The organism is Streptomyces sp. NRRL S-378, from assembly GCF_000720645.1.
Taxonomy (GTDB): domain Bacteria; phylum Actinomycetota; class Actinomycetes; order Streptomycetales; family Streptomycetaceae; genus Streptomyces.
Genome location: NZ_JOBX01000059.1, coordinates 1 through 15,435, shown reverse-complemented (window position 1 = coordinate 15,435; position 15,435 = coordinate 1). Strand labels below are relative to the sequence as shown.

17 protein-coding genes are annotated in these 15,435 nt (G+C 69.2%); 11 read left to right on the top strand and 6 right to left on the bottom strand.

The features are described 5' to 3' along the window. The first annotated feature begins 28 nt into the window (after positions 1–28). Positions 29–193 carry a hypothetical protein gene (locus IH80_RS46355; protein ID WP_234432436.1) on the top strand — a complete coding sequence of 55 codons (165 nt, stop codon included), beginning with the start codon at positions 29–31 and terminating at the stop codon, positions 191–193. Continuing rightward, positions 190–444, top strand: a complete 255-nt coding sequence (locus IH80_RS46350) for a hypothetical protein (RefSeq protein ID WP_234432435.1) — start codon at positions 190–192, stop codon at positions 442–444. The genes IH80_RS46355 and IH80_RS46350 overlap by 4 nt, the downstream gene beginning before the upstream one ends. A gap of 959 nt (positions 445–1,403) precedes the next feature. Here the strand turns inward: IH80_RS46350 and IH80_RS42835 are convergent. After that, complete coding sequence (locus IH80_RS42835) at positions 1,404–2,018, bottom strand: ATP-binding protein (protein WP_078906822.1); 615 nt, start codon at positions 2,016–2,018, stop codon at positions 1,404–1,406. Positions 2,019–2,559: 541 nt separating this feature from the next. Here IH80_RS42835 and IH80_RS0130690 point away from each other — a divergent pair. From IH80_RS0130690 to IH80_RS0130680, 3 genes are read left to right on the top strand one after another with little or no spacing between them, the layout of a single operon-like run. Then, positions 2,560–3,363: an alpha/beta fold hydrolase gene (locus tag IH80_RS0130690; RefSeq protein WP_030964832.1), complete on the top strand. Its 804-nt coding sequence runs from the start codon at positions 2,560–2,562 to the stop codon at positions 3,361–3,363. Continuing rightward, entirely contained in the window at positions 3,363–4,637 is a 1,275-nt protein-coding gene (locus IH80_RS0130685; protein WP_030964831.1) for a PP2C family protein-serine/threonine phosphatase, read from the top strand. The genes IH80_RS0130690 and IH80_RS0130685 overlap by 1 nt, the downstream gene beginning before the upstream one ends. Continuing rightward, the gene (locus tag IH80_RS0130680; protein ID WP_030964830.1) at positions 4,634–4,972 is read left to right on the top strand and encodes an STAS domain-containing protein; all 339 of its coding nucleotides are present in this window, start codon (positions 4,634–4,636) and stop codon (positions 4,970–4,972) included. The genes IH80_RS0130685 and IH80_RS0130680 overlap by 4 nt, the downstream gene beginning before the upstream one ends. Positions 4,973–5,458: 486 nt before the next feature. On the opposite strand, the gene IH80_RS47455 is transcribed toward IH80_RS0130680, so the two are convergent. Then, on the bottom strand, positions 5,459–5,698 hold the full coding sequence (locus IH80_RS47455) for a DUF4253 domain-containing protein (RefSeq protein ID WP_078906821.1): 240 nt from the start codon (positions 5,696–5,698) through the stop codon (positions 5,459–5,461). A gap of 348 nt (positions 5,699–6,046) precedes the next feature. Between IH80_RS47455 and IH80_RS0130675 the strand changes: the two genes are divergently transcribed. The 3 genes from IH80_RS0130675 to IH80_RS44995 all read left to right on the top strand — a co-directional run bounded on the left by IH80_RS0130675 (position 6,047) and on the right by IH80_RS44995 (position 9,807). Further along, positions 6,047–6,925 carry a helix-turn-helix domain-containing protein gene (locus tag IH80_RS0130675; protein WP_030964829.1) on the top strand — a complete coding sequence of 293 codons (879 nt, stop codon included), beginning with the start codon at positions 6,047–6,049 and terminating at the stop codon, positions 6,923–6,925. Between the two features lie 694 nt (positions 6,926–7,619). Continuing rightward, complete coding sequence (locus tag IH80_RS0130670; protein ID WP_420708883.1) at positions 7,620–9,578, top strand: amino acid transporter; 1,959 nt, start codon at positions 7,620–7,622, stop codon at positions 9,576–9,578. 64 nt (positions 9,579–9,642) lie between these two features. Next, positions 9,643–9,807: a hypothetical protein gene (locus IH80_RS44995; protein ID WP_158943682.1), complete on the top strand. Its 165-nt coding sequence runs from the start codon at positions 9,643–9,645 to the stop codon at positions 9,805–9,807. A gap of 105 nt (positions 9,808–9,912) precedes the next feature. Here IH80_RS44995 and IH80_RS0130660 read toward each other — a convergent pair whose 3' ends face one another. Both IH80_RS0130660 and IH80_RS0130655 read right to left on the bottom strand, forming a co-directional pair. Beyond that, the gene (locus IH80_RS0130660) at positions 9,913–10,926 is read right to left on the bottom strand and encodes a hemolysin family protein (protein ID WP_030964826.1); all 1,014 of its coding nucleotides are present in this window, start codon (positions 10,924–10,926) and stop codon (positions 9,913–9,915) included. Then, a complete protein-coding gene (locus IH80_RS0130655; RefSeq protein WP_030964825.1) occupies positions 10,923–12,263 on the bottom strand; it encodes a hemolysin family protein in 1,341 nt (446 codons plus the stop codon). Before IH80_RS0130655 ends, IH80_RS0130660 begins: the two co-directional genes overlap by 4 nt. Before the next feature lie 568 nt (positions 12,264–12,831). Between IH80_RS0130655 and IH80_RS42820 the strand changes: the two genes are divergently transcribed. Both IH80_RS42820 and IH80_RS0130645 read left to right on the top strand, forming a co-directional pair. Further along, positions 12,832–13,712, top strand: a protein-coding gene (locus IH80_RS42820) for an IS5 family transposase (protein ID WP_107056937.1) whose coding sequence is annotated in 2 segments (ribosomal slippage) — positions 12,832–13,192 and positions 13,192–13,712 — 882 coding nt in all. Because the reading frame shifts where the segments join, the coding sequence is not laid out codon by codon here. Positions 13,713–13,784: 72 nt separating this feature from the next. Next, positions 13,785–14,078 carry a hypothetical protein gene (locus IH80_RS0130645; RefSeq protein WP_030964822.1) on the top strand — a complete coding sequence of 98 codons (294 nt, stop codon included), beginning with the start codon at positions 13,785–13,787 and terminating at the stop codon, positions 14,076–14,078. A gap of 82 nt (positions 14,079–14,160) precedes the next feature. Here the strand turns inward: IH80_RS0130645 and IH80_RS0130640 are convergent, their stop codons facing one another. Continuing rightward, positions 14,161–14,457, bottom strand: coding sequence for a hypothetical protein (locus IH80_RS0130640; protein WP_037881588.1), 297 nt, complete (start codon positions 14,455–14,457; stop codon positions 14,161–14,163). Positions 14,458–14,797: 340 nt separating this feature from the next. Further along, positions 14,798–15,010: a three-helix bundle dimerization domain-containing protein gene (locus IH80_RS39865; RefSeq protein WP_037881586.1), complete on the bottom strand. Its 213-nt coding sequence runs from the start codon at positions 15,008–15,010 to the stop codon at positions 14,798–14,800. A gap of 203 nt (positions 15,011–15,213) precedes the next feature. Between IH80_RS39865 and IH80_RS39860 the strand changes: the two genes are divergently transcribed. After that, on the top strand, positions 15,214–15,435 hold a 222-nt coding region (locus IH80_RS39860), incomplete at its 3' end, for a hypothetical protein (protein WP_037881583.1).

Below are 15,435 nucleotides of genomic sequence, written 5' to 3'. Positions count from 1 at the left end.
CCTCCGGTAGGAACATAGGCTGTCGGACATGGACATGAGGACGCTGATCGAGGACCTGGTGGGAGAAGCCGGGGGGCTCATCCGTGATCAGGTGTGGGTCCTGCCACCCCGCCATCGCACGGTCCTCGCGAAGGCCGCCAGCGACCTGCACGCCGCCGTCGGCGCTCCCCAAGTCCAGGGGCGTTGCCCGTGATTGACCGCTTGGAACACCTGCGGGAAGCGCTCGCCGCTGTGGCCATCGCCCTGGCCCACTGCCACGGGCATACAGCCTGGTTCCTCGGCGCAGCCGCTACCGCTCTCACTCCCGTCCTGCACTGGCGCGCCTTGCCTGCTGAAGACAGCCACACCTTCGGTGCCGTCGTACCGACTCCTCAGGAGTATGCGGAGGCCGAGGACGCAGTCCGCCGGCTCCAGAGCGCCCTGGCCTGCATGGCCTCTGCCTGACCGATGAGTGGTGGGCGGTCCTGGCGGAGGTCGGCGGGAACGTCGCCGCGTTGTACCGGCGGATGATGGCCGACCGCTATCCAGGGCGCCCCCCCACAGCGCGGGGTGCGGTGTGGGGCGTCGGCTTGGCCGGCGGCGCGGTGGGAGGCGTACGCGAATGATCACGGTCAGCCGCCTCGCTGGTGGCGGTGGCGGCCCGCTCGAACTGGTCGAAGGGCGGACCAGGACCCGACGCAGTGGCTGCCGCCGGCGCCGGACACGCTGCGCCGGTGCGGCGCGGAGTGGACCGCGACGAAGCTCCGCAGGGGCCTGGTGGTCGACCAGATGGAGCGGAACCGGCTGCTGGACATTGCGGCCGCCTGCGGCGGCACCGACGTGGAGTTCACCCCCGCCCCGTAGCTGGGCGGTCGAGCCCGGGCCGAGGCGTGTTGTCGGTGGTGGCGGTGATCAGGGGGAGATGAGCGCCGGTATTGCGCCCGACGGCCCGCACGCGGGGATTGCCGAACTGTGTGAGCAGATCCGGGGTGCCCTTGCAGGGTGGGCGCCTCTGCTGCTCGGCGTTCGCGTCCACGGGACGGTGTTCGGGACCGCAGAGCTGGCACGGCTGCGCGCCGTCGTCGCCGACGCAACCGAGGTTTGCCCGGTGACGGTGCGGCCGCGCGGGCCGAACTGCACGCGGCAGCCGACAGGGCGGCTGCGGCCGCCGACGGGCGGCGTGGGTGGCACCGCTTGGCCAAACCGACGGTCTCCAGCAGTTCGAGACGCGCACTGGAGCGCAGCGCGAGGTCGGGGCCGCGCAGCCGCCGGACGACTGGGACGAGGCCAAGGGCTTGCAGTGCTACCAGACCGAGAGCGATCCAGACGTACCAGTCGGGTATGGCCACGGCGCGCACTGTACCGCCCGGCCGCGACCAAGATCCGGAAATGCGGCTCTCAAGCGCCGGTATGGCCCGGCTGGCTCACGTCCTCACGGTGGCGGGTTCTGGCGCAGCGATGGTCCGCCGGTCTCTCCCACCCCGGGGGGTGGCGGGAGGTGTGCTGTCCTTTCGGTCGGCCCCCGCGTACGGTGCAGGTGCCGGACCAGTTGCATCGCCTGCTGGAGCTGACGGGTGCTCTGCCGCTGTTCGGGGTGCGTGACGACAGCGCGCAAGCTGGCTGTCTCCACCGGGGCAGAGGGGGAGCTGGGCCTCGGTGGTGAGGGTAGCGGTGATGGTCTTGCCGCCGTTGTGGACACGTGTGTCCGTGGTGGCGAGCTGGTTGACCAGTCGCCAGCCGAACCCGCCGGGTGTTTGCGGTGCTCGGGGCTGCAGCCGGGGCGGGGAGGGCGAGCGGTCAGAGATCTCTATGGTGACCGTGCTGGAGTGAGCGGTGATCCTCAGGGCTGTGGCGCCGCCGGCGTGGCGGCTGGCGTTGGAGACCAGCTCACTCACCACGGTCAGCAGGTCGTCTACCCACCCCGGTTCAGGTTTCAGAGCCGCCAGGAGGTCGCGGGTGGCCTCCCGCGCCGCCGCGCAACTGAGACCGGTCCTGGCAGGCGTCGGCAGGATCAGTGAAGATAGGGTCTGCTCTTCCATATAGTGCGCTTTCCCCCACTTTCGCCCGGTACACGGCAAGTCGGACACACCTCGGGGCCAGCACCACCCCTCACAGCCTTATCAAGCCCGCGGCGCCAGGACCGACACGTAATGCAGCGGCCAGGCCTGCCCCCATGGGCTACCGCGTGGAGGGAGCAGGAGACACCCGCCCCTGTCGCTGGCAAGCAGTTCTTTGCCAGGGCTTGAGGCCCGCCCCTATGCGCACTGCTTGTGGCTGCTGCGTGTGGCGGAGAGCGTGGCGACGGTCCAGGCCGTCACCCATACGGCTCCGACCAGCAATGCCGCGAGCGCGATGGGCATTTCTGGGGCCGACGCCACCACTGAGCCGGTGTCACTGTGTCGGCGGCCGCCGGCGCCGCACCAGAGGGGGACCGCCGAAGCCAATCGACCCGATCGCGCCGCCAACGGTTGGTCGGCTTCCTCAAGGCAGTCTCAGGGACGTGTGAAGGCGTGGGGTGGGGGGTGTGGGGTGGCCGGGGGCTTGCAAGTGTGACGGGTAAGACCTGAGAGACTGCTCGGTATGGATATCCAGCGCAGGAACAACGTCACCGTCACTGGCAATCCCCGAGGCCGGACGGTGGTCCTTGCGCACGGGTTCGGCTGTGACCAGAACATGTGGCGCCTCACCGTTCCTGCCCTGGTCGAGGACTACAGGGTGGTGCTGTTCGACTACGTGGGCTCGGGCCGCTCCGATCTCTCCGCGTTCTCCGAGACCCGCTACGCGTCCCTCGCCGGTTACGCCCAGGACGTGGTGGACGTGTGCGACGCGCTCGACCTTCGAGGCGCGGTGTTCGTGGGGCATTCGGTCTCCGCGATGATCGGTGTTCTGGCCGCCCAGATGGCTCCGGATCACATTGGGGCGCTGGTGATGGTGACGCCCTCTCCCCGGTACATCGACGACGAGGGCTACCGGGGCGGCTTCAGCCCGCAGGACATCGAGGAACTCCTCGATTCACTGGAGTCGAACTATTTGGGCTGGTCGGCAGCGATGGCGCCAGTGATCATGGGGAACGCGGAGCGGCCCGAGCTCGGTGAGGAGCTGACGAACAGCTTCTGCGCCACCGACCCGGCGATGGCGCGCGTCTTCGCCCGCACCACCTTCCTGTCCGACTCCAGGCAGGACCTCAAGGAGGTGAGCGTGCCGACGCTGGTGCTGGACTGCACCCAGGACGCCATCGCCCCGCGCGAGGTCGGCGCCTTCGTGCACCAGGCGATCCCCGGCTCGACACTGATCACCCTGGATGCGACCGGGCACTGCCCGCACATGTCCGCACCCGAAGCCACCAACCAGGCGATCACCGGCTTCCTGGCCGGCCTGCGGTGATGTGCCGCACCGGTCAGCAGAACGACCCGCACGACGCCGACGACGAGAAGACTTCGGAGGCCGCGTTCGCCGCTCTGCTGGAGGACAGCGCGGAGGAGCTGTACGAGAGCGCGCCGTGCGGGTATCTGTCCACGCTGATGGACGGCACCATCGCGAAGATCAACACGACGCTGCTGGACTGGCTGGGCCTGGAACGGGAGGCGGTGGTGGGCCGGATGCGGTTCACCAACCTGTTGACCGTGGGCGGCAGGCTCTACCACGAGACGCACTTCGCGCCGCTGCTGCGCATGCAGGGCGAGATCGGCGGCGTCGCCCTGGAGATCCGAAAGGCAGACGGCGTCCGGATGCCGGTGCTGGTCTCCTCCGTGGTCAAGCACGGGGAAACGGGTGAGCCGCTGCTGATCCGCACCACCCTCTTCGACGCCCGAGACCGCCGCGCCTACGAAGAAGAACTCCTGCGGGCCCGCAAAGCCGCCGAGGAAGCACACCGGCAGGCCGAAGCCGACCGGGCCCGCCTCCAGGACGCCCTCGCAGTGCTGCAGTCATCGCTGCTGCCCGACACCCTGCCGCCCATACCCGGCATGGAGAGCGCCGCGCACTACCGCACCGCCTCGCCCGACCGGCTCGGCGGCGACTTCTACGACGTCTTCCCCCTCGACGCCACACGCTTCGCGTTCTTCCTCGGCGACGTGTGCGGCAAGGGCCCGCAAGCCGCCGCCGTCACTTCACTGACCCGCTACACCCTGCGCGCCGCAGCCCTACACGACCCCGACCCCGTCTCCGCCCTCACCACCTTGAACAGAGTCCTGCACGAGCGCTACAGCAGCGGCGACCCCCGCTACTGCACCGCCATATTCGGCACCCTCGAACCCGACCCGGTGACTGGACAGGTCACGGTCCACCTGGCCTCGGGCGGCCACCCGCCGGCCCTGGTACTGCGCGCCGACGGCACAGCCGACTTCCTGCCCACCCCCGGCGGCCTCCTCGTCGGCATCCTGCCCACCGCGCCCTTCACCCCCGCCACCATCACCCTGGGCCCCGGCGACACCCTCCTGCTCTACACCGACGGCCTCACCGAAGCCCGCACCGGGCAAGGACGCACCGACCTGTACGGAGACGAAGCCCTGCGCGCCTTCGCCACCCACCACGCCGGCCGCCCCCCGCATGCGGTCATGGAGGCACTGACCAGCCTCCTGGACGGCTTCGGCGACGGCCTCGACGACGACACCGCCCTCCTCGCGCTCGGCGTCCCCGTCCCGGGGGAGCCGGTATGAGCCCACTGGATCTCACCGTCCGAGACACCCCGAAAGGCCCGGTTGTAGAAGTCATCGGCGAACTCGACTATGACACCTCCGTAACCCTGCGCGACCTCGTCCAAACTCTCCCCCTGGAGCGGGGCCAGCGCCTCGTCCTGGAGCTGGCACGCATGGAGTTCTGCGACTCCAGCGGCATCAGCGCCCTGATCGCCGCTCTCAACCACGCCCAGTCGGCCGGAGCCGACTTTGCACTTGCCGCGGTCCCGGCCAACACGCGGCGCGTCCTGGGCGTCGTCGGACTGGACCAGGTGTTCCCGCTCCATCCCGACACCGAGTCCGCAATCGGGGCCTGACCAAGCAGTCACGCACAGCCCCCGCGAGGTGGCAGCACACACCGGGGAAGTCCAACCGCGGGTGCCGGTCCGGACACAGACGCGCGTTTGGCAGTACGCGCGGCGCCGTAGACGGACACGGCCTGGTGCGCGGGCGAGGTAGGTGCGGCGCGTGCCGGTCGGAAACCGCATCTTGCCTGTGGCGGGAGGGCGCCGGATCACGGCCTGCGCAGGGAGCGAAACAGGCCCCCGGCAGCCGTCACACGTCGCCGGTCACCGCCCCGGTCAACGGCATCCGGCCCGCCTGCAGCAGCGAGATCGCGTGTCAGGGCGACGCCCCCAGCGATTCGGCTTCAGGGACGGGTCCAGTAGGCCCAGCCCTCCCCGCCGAATGCACCGCGACGAACCTCTCGCTGGGGGCCTGGCGGTGGACGACATGGGGCGGGACCGGCTGCTGGACATCGCGGCCGGCGGCGGCCGCCGACGTTGAGTTCACGCTCGGTCACCTCACCCGGTTTCCGCTCCTCGCGCGCGGCGTGGCTCAGTCCCACCACAGCGACCACACCGACCAACGGACCATGCCGCCCGCGGGTCCTCCACGGTGTCATCGCAGTAGCCCAGCAACTCTGTGGCGGCCTGCGCCGCTGCCCGAGGGTCCAAAGGCGGTCTGTCGCCGACCAGCACCAGATATGTGCCCTGGGCGAGGAAGACCTCGGCCCCCCACTGCTCATGCCAGCGTCTGAGCAGCGCCGCGTCGTTTGGCCTGGGTCAAGATCCGGTCGCCGTATCCGAACCAATTGCCCGTCCCGATCAGGTTGGGCAGGACTACGGGCTTGCGGCCTTGACCGGTGGCTGGCGCGCTCTGCAACCGGCCACGTCCCCATGCGGAGCCGAACAGGTAAGCGGACTTTTCCAGCGGATAGGTGAAAAGTGGGGGCGTCCGGGTGAATCTTGCTCGGGCTGTGCACGCGCCTGCGTTCACGTGACGTGACACTCACCGGCAGGGGCCGTTGATCGTCACCGCTCGGTGAGTCGCCTGACCCGGCCCGCAATTCCTGTGGCTGGCAGACAGTCCCGAGCCGGAGGTGGACCGCCGTGGCGGGGAATGGAAACCCGACCATCAGAAGACGCCGGCTGGGCGCGGAGCTGCGACGGCTCCGGCAGGCCAGTGGCCTGACCAGTACGGAGGTGGCAGAACGCCTGTTGATCTCCCAGCCCAAGATCAGTCACTTGGAGAACGGCCGCCGAGCCATCAAGCCTCGTGATGTGCGGGACCTGTGCGGTCTCTACGGAGTCACAGACCCACAGGTCATCGATTCGTTGCTGCAGATGGCCACGGAATCGGACCGGCAGGGCTGGTGGGTTGCCTGCGGCGAAGTCCCGTACGCCGTCTACATCGGCCTGGAGACGGCAGCCTCCTCAATCCACTCCTACGAGCCCCTGGTGATCCCCGGCCTGCTGCAAACACCCGCCTACGCCCGAGCCGTTATCGAGGAAACGATCCCTCTCGCCACCGCGGAACAGATCGCCGTGCGCCACGAGGTCCGGCTGCGCCGCCAGGGACGGGCCCACCACCCGGCCCGGCCGTTGCGTCTATGGGCCGTGCTGGACGAGTCCGCACTGCGCCGTACGGTCGGCAGTCCCACGATCATGCGCGACCAGCTCGAGCACCTCAACCGCCTCGGCATGCAGCCGCACATCACCGTGCAGGTTCTCCCGCACGAGGCGGGAGCCCACCCGGGCGTCTCGGGGCAGTTCTCCATCCTCCGCTTCCCGGACAGCGCGGCGGGGACGGTCCATCTGGAGCGGTTCACCAGCGACGTCTATCTGGAGAAACGATCCGACGTCCACCACTACAGCGTCATGTATGACCACCTCCAGGCCAAGGCACTGGACCCGGAGAACACCCGCCACTTCATCGCCCGCACCGCCCAGGAGCTGCCGACTGCCACGGTCGCGGCGGAAGCCACTTGAGTACTGGAAGACGGCCCCGCCTCCGGACGGGTGGACGGGGCCGTCACACGCGGCCACACCGGAAGATGGGCCGGGGGCCACGCGTCGCGGATCTCAACGCTGGCGTCCGGTCCCGGGACACGGGCCGTGATCCCAGCCCCAACATCAGCGACTGATGGTGGGGGTGCCTCCCGAGCACTGTGATAGCGGGGGACCGGGTAAGCCCGGGGGAGCTGGACATCCCCCAACAGCGAGGGCTTCGGCCGCACGGAGGCGGGCAGTCGCCATCCTGTCTCGCTGCGGGTTCGCCGGCCGCGCCAAGGCAAAGGGGTGCCGCCTTCTGCGTGGACAGGGCTGGCTGAGGACGTGCGGGTGTTAGGGATCCGTCAAGGAATCTTCGGCGCGGATCCTCTGGAAGCTCTGCGATGTCCTCGGCCGTGAGAGCCACTGGGCCACTAAATGGGAAGACCGTCGCCCGCTCTTGTGCCGTTCCGACCGGCGGCGTTGAGGCTCGGAGGCAGCTAGTGAGTGCTGGGTGAGATGGGTCGTGGAAGGCGGGGCATGGGGGCGTACAGGGCGCCGATCTGATGGCGGGGGTCCGTGCCGGCGGCAACCCCATACACGATGATCATTGCGCGCGGCCTGCGGCTGGTGGCTGTTTGCTGCTGCGCCGGGCAGGGTTGAAGGGGTTATGAGGAAAGCCAGCGAGCCGGTGATGCCGGAGGTGGTGGACAGTCCTGCTCTGCGGGATCAGCCCACCGGGAGGGTGGCGCAGTGGATGCTGCGGCATCGGGTGCAGCCGGTGGGGCCGGCCGCCGGTGAGGCCCATGCCGAGCCGCACGCCTGGTGGAAGGTGATGTGCCTGACCGGCGTCGACTACTTCTCAAGCCTGGCCTACGTGCCCGCGATCGCTGCGCTCGCGGCCGGGGCGGTCTCGCCTTTGGCGACGCTGCTGATCGTGGCGCTGACCCTGCTCGGGATGCTGCCGATGTACCGGCGGGTGGCGAAGGAGAGCCCGCACGGTGCCGGGTCGGTGGCGATGCTGGAGGACCTGCTGCCGTTTTGGTGGGGCAAGCTGTTCGTGCTGGTCCTGCTCGGCTTCGTCGCCACCTCGTGGATCATCACGATCACCCTCTCCACCGCGGACGCCTCGGTCCACGTGGTGGAGAACCCCTTCTTCCCGGCAGTACTGCACGGGCATGAGGTCGCCCTCACCGTCGCGCTGCTGCTGGTCCTGGGCGGGGTGTTCCTGCTCGGATTCAGCGAAGCCGTCAGTGTGGCCATCCCGCTGGTCGCGATCTTCCTCGTCCTGAACGCAGTCGTCATCGGCATCGGCCTGGCCAACGTGTTCACCACCCCGGGGGCCTGGTCGGCGTGGACAGACGCACTCGCAGCGGGCGGAGGCGGCTTCGGCGACCTGCTCGGCCCGGCACTGCTGGCGTTTCCGCTGCTGGTGCTGGGCCTGTCGGGCTTCGAGACCGGCGTGAGCATGATGCCGCTCGTCGCCGCCGAAGGCGCCGACCCCGAGCAGCGGCTGCACGCCCGGATCCGCAACACCCGCCGCCTGCTGACCACCGCCGCTCTCATCATGAGCGTCTACCTGCTCTCGGCGAGCTTCGTGACCACCCTCCTCATCCCGCACGAGGAATTCGAACCGGGCGGGGCGGCCAATGGCCGCGCGCTGGCATACCTGGCGCACGAACAGGTCGGGGAGGTCTTCGGCACCGTCTACGACATCAGCACCATCCTGATCCTGTGGTTCGCCGGTGCCTCCGCCATGGCCGGGCTGGTCAACATCGTCCCCCGCTACCTGCCCGACTACGGCATGGCCCCCGAATGGGGACGCGCCGTACGCCCCGTCGTGCTCGTCTACACCGCCCTGTGCATCCTCATCACGATCGCCTTCGACGCCGACGTCGACGAGCAGGCCGGCGCCTACGCCACCGGCATCCTGGCGATGATGGTCTCCGGCGCCTTCGCCGTCACCGTCTCCGTCGCCCGCCACCGCCGGCGCGCGACCACCGTCGGATTCGCCCTCCTGACGGCCGTCCTGCTCTACGCCCTGGTCGCCAACATCATCGACAAGCCTGACGGGCTGGTCATCTCCGGGTTCTTCATCGCCGGCATCATCATCGTGTCGCTGATCTCCCGCGTCTCACGCACCACCGAGCTGCGCGCCGACCGCATCGTCTTCGACGCCGACGCCCGCCGGTTCATCGATGACACGATCGCCTACGACGGCGCCATCAATATCATTGCCAACCGCCGTCAGGCCGGCGACGTCGCCGAGTACAGCGACAAGGAACGTGAACAGCGCGGCGTCAATCCGGTGCCCGGCCGCGCCGACGTCATCTTCCTCGAGATCGACGTGGTCGACCCCTCGGACTTCAGCGACACCCTCACCGTCCACGGAGCCGAGGTCGGCGGCCACCGGATCCTGCGCGCGGCCGCGCCGGCCGCGCCGAACGCCATCGCCGCGATCCTGCTGGCCCTGCGCGACGCCACCGGCGTGCAGCCGCACTGCTACTTCGCCTGGGCCGAGGGCAGCCCGCTGGTGCACATGGTCCGCTACTTCCTCCTGGGCCGCGGCGACACCGCTCCGGTCACCCGCGAGATCATCCGCAGCCATGAACCCGACCCCGACCGCCGCCCCGGCATCCACGTCGGCGGCTGACCGCCGCAGCCGTAAGCAGTCTTCTGCAGATGCTGGCAGGGGAAGATGAAAGGAACGCCAGGAAATGTCGACGCCGGAACGCCAGATGCGGCTCAAGATCATCTCCCTCGCACTCTGCGGGGCCGCCATGATCGCTGCGGGCGCGACCGCCGAATGGTGGTGGCTGCTCGGGATCGGGGTGTGGGTTCTGGCCGCGGCGTTCCTGATGGAGATGATCTACCGCCCGTAGGCAGAGCTTGAGCCGGCGCTTGTTGTCTGCCCCGGTCAGGGGCGGTGTATGCCGGAGGCCGGCCCCTGGTGCGGGGGCCGGCCTCCGCTGCTGAGCATGGGGGGATCAGGCGGCTTCGCCGACGAGTTCTTCGAGGACGTCTTCCATGGTGACGAAGCCGATCACCGTGTCGCTGTGGTCGGTGACTGCAGTGAGGTGGGTGCCCGCGTTGCGCATGGCGTTCATGGTGTCGTCCAGTGGTGTGTCCTTGCGGACCTGGGTGACGGTGTGCAGGGCGGAGGGTGAGAACGGGAGTGTGCGGTCGGCGTGGCCGAGGGCGTCCTTGATGTGGAGGAAGCCCATGATCTCGCCGCCGGGGCCGGTGACGACCAGACGGGAGTATCCGTGGTCGGCGGCGGTGCGCTCCAGCCCGCGGGGGGTGATGCCCAGCGCGACCGTGACGAAGGCGTCGCGGGGAATCATGATATCGCCGACCGGCCGCTTGCCGAGTTCGAGCGCGTCCCGCAGGCGGTCCCCGCCCTCGGGCGCCAGGAACCCGGCGGCGCTGGAGTCCTTCACCAGTCGCGCGAGCTCGTCGTCGGTGAAGACGGATCCGACCTCGTCCTTCGGTTCGACCTTCAGCAGCCGCAGCAGCATGTTGGCGAAGGCGTTGATCCCGAAGACGAAGGGCCGCAGCGTGCGGGTGAGGGCGACCAGCGGCGGCGCCAGCAGCAGCGCGGTCGGCGCGGGCGCGGCGAGCGCGATGTTCTTCGGGACCATCTCGCCGATCAGCATGTGCAGGTACGTCGCGGCGGTGAGCGCGATGACGAACGCGATCGGGTGGATCAGGCCCTCGGGTACGCCGACGGCGTGGAAGGGGGCCTCCAGCAGGTGGGCGATGGCGGGCTCCGCGACCGCGCCCAGGACCAGGGAGGAAACGGTGATGCCGAGCTGGGCGGTGGCCATCATCGCCGAGAGGTGCTCCAGACCCCACAGGGTCGTCTTCGCCCTGAGGTCGCCCCTCTGGGCAGCGGGTTCGATCTGGGAGCGGCGGACCGAGATGAGGGCGAACTCGGCGCCGACGAAGAAGGCGTTGGTGATCAGGGTGAAAACGCCGATCAGCAACTGGATCGCGGTCATCGGTCCTCCTCCCGGGAGACGGTCTCTACCTCGGTGGCGGCGGGCGCGGTGATCGTGACCCGGTCGGCGCGGTGGTGGTCTATGTCGAGAACAACCAGCTCCCAGCCGGTGACGGTAAGAGTGTCGCCCTCGACCGGGATGCGCTCCAGACGGGTGGCGATCAGGCCGGCGAGCGTCTCGTAGGGGCCGTCGGGAACGGTGAAGCCGATCTCCTCCAGCTCGTCCAGGCGAACACTCCCGTCGGCCTCCCAGACCTTGCGGCCGTCCTGCTCCGGGGCCTCGATGAGGTCGGGAACCTCGATCGGGTCGTGTTCGTCGCGTACCTCACCGACGACCTCTTCCACGATGTCCTCGACCGTGACCACGCCGGCGGTGCCGCCGTACTCGTCGATGACCACGGCCATGGTGCGGGCCTTGCGCAGCCGGCCGAGGAGGGTGTCCACCGGCAGGGAGTGCGGCACCAGCAGCGCCGAGGTCATCAGGTCGGCCACCGAGGTCAAAAGGCGCTTGTCCTCGTCCAGGTCCAGGACATCGCGGATGTGGACGGTGCCGACCACCTCGTCCAGGGTGTCGCGGTAGACGGGGAAGCGGGACAGGCCGGTGACGTACGTGAGGTTCGCAGCGTCGGCGGCGCTCGCGTGCAGCTCCAGGGCCTGGACGTCGATCCTCGGCGTCATCACGTTCTCCGCGGTCAACTCGGCCAGGTGCAGGGTCCGCACGAACAACTCCGCCGAGTCGGCCTCGATCGCACCCTCACGAGCGGAATGGCGAGCGAGCGCCACCAGCTCCTGCGGGGTGCGGGCGGAAGCCAGCTCCTCGGCCGGCTCCAGACCGAAGCGGCGCACCAGCCGGTTCGCGGTGTTGTTCAGGTGCCGGATCAGCGGGGCGAAAGCGGCCGTGAAGGCACGCTGCGGCCCGGCGACGACCTTCGCCACCGCGAGCGGGCGAGAAATCGCCCAGTTCTTCGGCACGAGCTCACCCACGACCATCAGGACGACGGTGGAGACCGCGACGCCGAGCACGGTCGCGGTGGCCGACACCGCCCCGGACGGCAGACCGATCGCCTCCAGCGGGCCACGCAGCAGCGCGGAGACGGACGGCTCAGCCAGCATGCCGATCACCAGCGAGGTCACCGTGATACCCAGCTGGGCACCCGAAAGCTGGAAGGTCAGCCGCTTGGCTGCCTTCAGAGCGCCCTCGGCGCCCCGCTCACCAGCCTGGACCGCACGTTCGAGCTCACTGCGCTCGACGGTGGTGAGAGAGAACTCGGCAGCAACGAACACCGCGCACGCCAGCGTCAGAGCCAGCGCAAGGAGCAACAACAGGACTTCGGTCACCGTGCCACCCCCACTTCCCGGCTCAGATTCTGCGGGCAAGGCGTGGCACGGCTTGGACTGGGAGGTTCACCCATTGCGGGTCTGCTGCTCCTTCTTCTCTCGGCGGGCCGCGCGGTGCGGTCCGGCTGGGGTTGCCTGGCAGGGGAAGTACCCGACCAATCGTAAAGGGTAAGCAAAGGCGGCACGGCGGTAGGCCTGCACCCTCGGAGGGGCCGCATTCCAAGCGGCGACGACCCTTTCGCGTGTTCCGGCCCGGTCCGCCGAACTCCTGACGGAGGTGGTGGCAGTGACTAAGAACGGGCCGTCGGCGGTCCGCTGTCCGATGGCGAGCCGCCCTCCGGGCTACCGGTGGTGGAGGCCGTTGCCCCGAGGCCGCGGGCCCCAGACCGGCTCATAGAGACACTGGGGGTACAAGTTTCCGCAGTGCAGGCTGCGAGTGACGGCGGTGGACGGCCACCGGGTCCACCGCCGGACACCTCGGTGGCGAGGTCGGCTTCCCCGACGCCTAGAACTAGGCACTGTCCGGCGGATCATGTGACTGTCGGATTACTGGCTCGTTGTTCCCGACATGGGGCGGGGTGATCTGACGAATGCTGAGGGGGTACGGCTGGAGCCGCACCTGCCGGCGTCGGGGCAGCGTGGCGGCCGGTGGAACGACCACCGCAGGGTGATCAACGGGATCTTGTTCCGGGTGCGAACGGGCATACCGTGGCGGGACCTTCCTGAGCGTTTCGGCAGTTGGAAGACCGTCTATGAACGGCACCGGCGTTGGTCGGCGGAGGGTACGTGGGACCGAATCCTGCATGCCGTCCAGGCGGACGCCGACCTCGCGGGCCGGATCGACTGGAGCATGGTCAGCGTCGACTCGACGGCCTGCCGTGCCCATCAGCACGCGGCCGGCGCCCGGAAGAAGAAGCCACGCGTCCCGAAAAAAGATCGACGCCCCGGCACCACCGCCCCGACGAGGGACTCGGGCGGTCCCGGGGCAGCCTGACCTGCAAGATCCACCTCGCCGGTGAGGGTGGATGCCGGCCGCTGGCCTTCCTAGTCACGCCGGGACAATGGGGCGACGCACCGCAGATGATCGAGGTCCTGGAGCGGATCCGAGTGTCCCGCCCGCAGGGCGGACGGCCGCGAACGCGGCCGGACCACCTTTGCGGCGACAAGGCATACAGCTCACGCCGCAACCGCCGTTACCTGCGCAGACGCCAGATCAAGCACACCATCCCCGAACCAAAGGACCAGCGGGCCAACCGCAAACGACGCGGCAGCAAGGGTGGCCGGCCCACCGGCTTCGACAGCGAGATCTACAAACGTCGCAACGAGGTCGAGCGCCTGATCAACCGGCTCAAGAACTCCCGGGCTGTCGCCACCCGCTACGACAAGAGGGCCTACGTGTTCCACGGCACCGTCACAGTCGCCGCAATCCGGCTCTGGCTCTGCCCCTGAGACGCGCCCTGCACCTGGTCACGCACAGAACTCCTCAGCGGCAGCAGCGTCGTCGCATACAGTGCCGAAGGTATGACGGCACTTGCATCCTTCACCTTCGTGCGCCACATCGATGGGCTCCGCTACCACTTCGAACGCGACGGCGAGCGCAACGGTCGCCCCGCCTATCGTCGAACGGACGGGAATGTGTGGTGTGTCTGGTCGCCGACCGACGGCTGGCACTGCGAGATCGCTGACGGCCTCGTCACCGCCCATCCCCTTGACAGCCATGCGAACGAACCCGAACCCCCCGCCACCATCTGGCGCAGTTTCAAGAACGACCGCTCATACCTCTACGACCTCCGGATCCTCGACTCCGAAGCATGATCCGCCGGACAGTGCCTAGCCCGACCAGGTCGCGGCCCTGGCCATTTACCGCGTTCCCGGCCCCTACGACCTGTCGTACGGGTCAGGGCGTGGGGTGGCGGCGGGCGCGGAGGCGGCGGACACCCTTCACGGTGTAGCCGGCGGCCATGAGCGCGAAGCCGACGGCAGCGATCCAGAACCAGGATTCGGCCACCGTGAGACTCAGCAGCAGCCCGCCCATGAGCAGCAGGCTGCCGACGGTCTCCAGCAGTTCGAGACGCGCACTGGAGCGCAGCGCGAGGTCGGGGCCGCGCAGCCGCCGGACGACAGGGACGAGGCCAAGGGCCTGCAGGGCGACCAGACCGAGAGCGATCCAGACGTACCAGTCGGGTATATCCACGGCGCGCACTGTACCGCCCGGCCGCGACCAAGATCCGAAAAGGGGACCCCAAGCGCCGGTACGGCCCGGCTGGCTCACGCCCTCACCGTGGTGGGGCCGGCGTGCCATTCATTTGCGTGCCTAGTCGTTGAAGGGCTGGGACGCACGCCGCCGCGGGAGCTCTGTCCGTTCCCCCGGGTGCTCGGGGCGGGCCCGAATCCTGACACCTGACGCGCTCAGTCCTGCCGGGCACACCGCAGGTGACGGATGCTTGCCGCGTGTTTGGTGGTGGCATCGGGTGTCAGGTCGCATTCCTTCGCTCGGTGCCGCCGCGCGGAAAACGGGCACGCGCCGGGGTCAGTTATGGCGCTTCCGTCTGCTCGTCGGGCGGCAGCAGGTCTTTGGCCCTGCGTTCCATCAGGACCGGCAGGTAGGTACGCACACGCGCGTACCTGAGCTCTTCGTACGCCGTCTGCACTGACCGGCGCACCACCCCCGCGTCCAGCTCAGGGTGCGCCTTCATCAGCCGCTCGGTGACGTGGCGGACGGCCAGGGCATCCTCCGGCTCCCCCATCCCGCGCCTCGCCTTCCTCGAATGGACCTCCCTGCCCCAGTTGGAACGGCCCGAGGCAGGTAAGTCGATCTTTCGCCTAGGCCGTCTCTTTCGCATCTTGCCGGGCCCGCGTTGTCCGGCAGGATCCGAAAGAGACGGCCTGGCCGACTGAGGCCCGACGGGGACATTGCGGACTCGGTCCGACGTTCCGCTACCGTGACCCGATGAAGAGAACCAGCAGGTGGCGGACGGTCCTCGGCGCCATCGCGCTCGCCGTCGGTACGCTGAGCGCCTGCTCGGACCAGCCGGGCGAAGAAGAGATCCGCTACGCCGACGACTACGGCGGCCACGCCCCGCTGGCCGTGGTCGGATACCCGTCGGTGGGCTCCCTGCGCATGGCGCAGGAGATCGTCTGGCGCACGGCCGACGGTGACACGGAGGCGCTG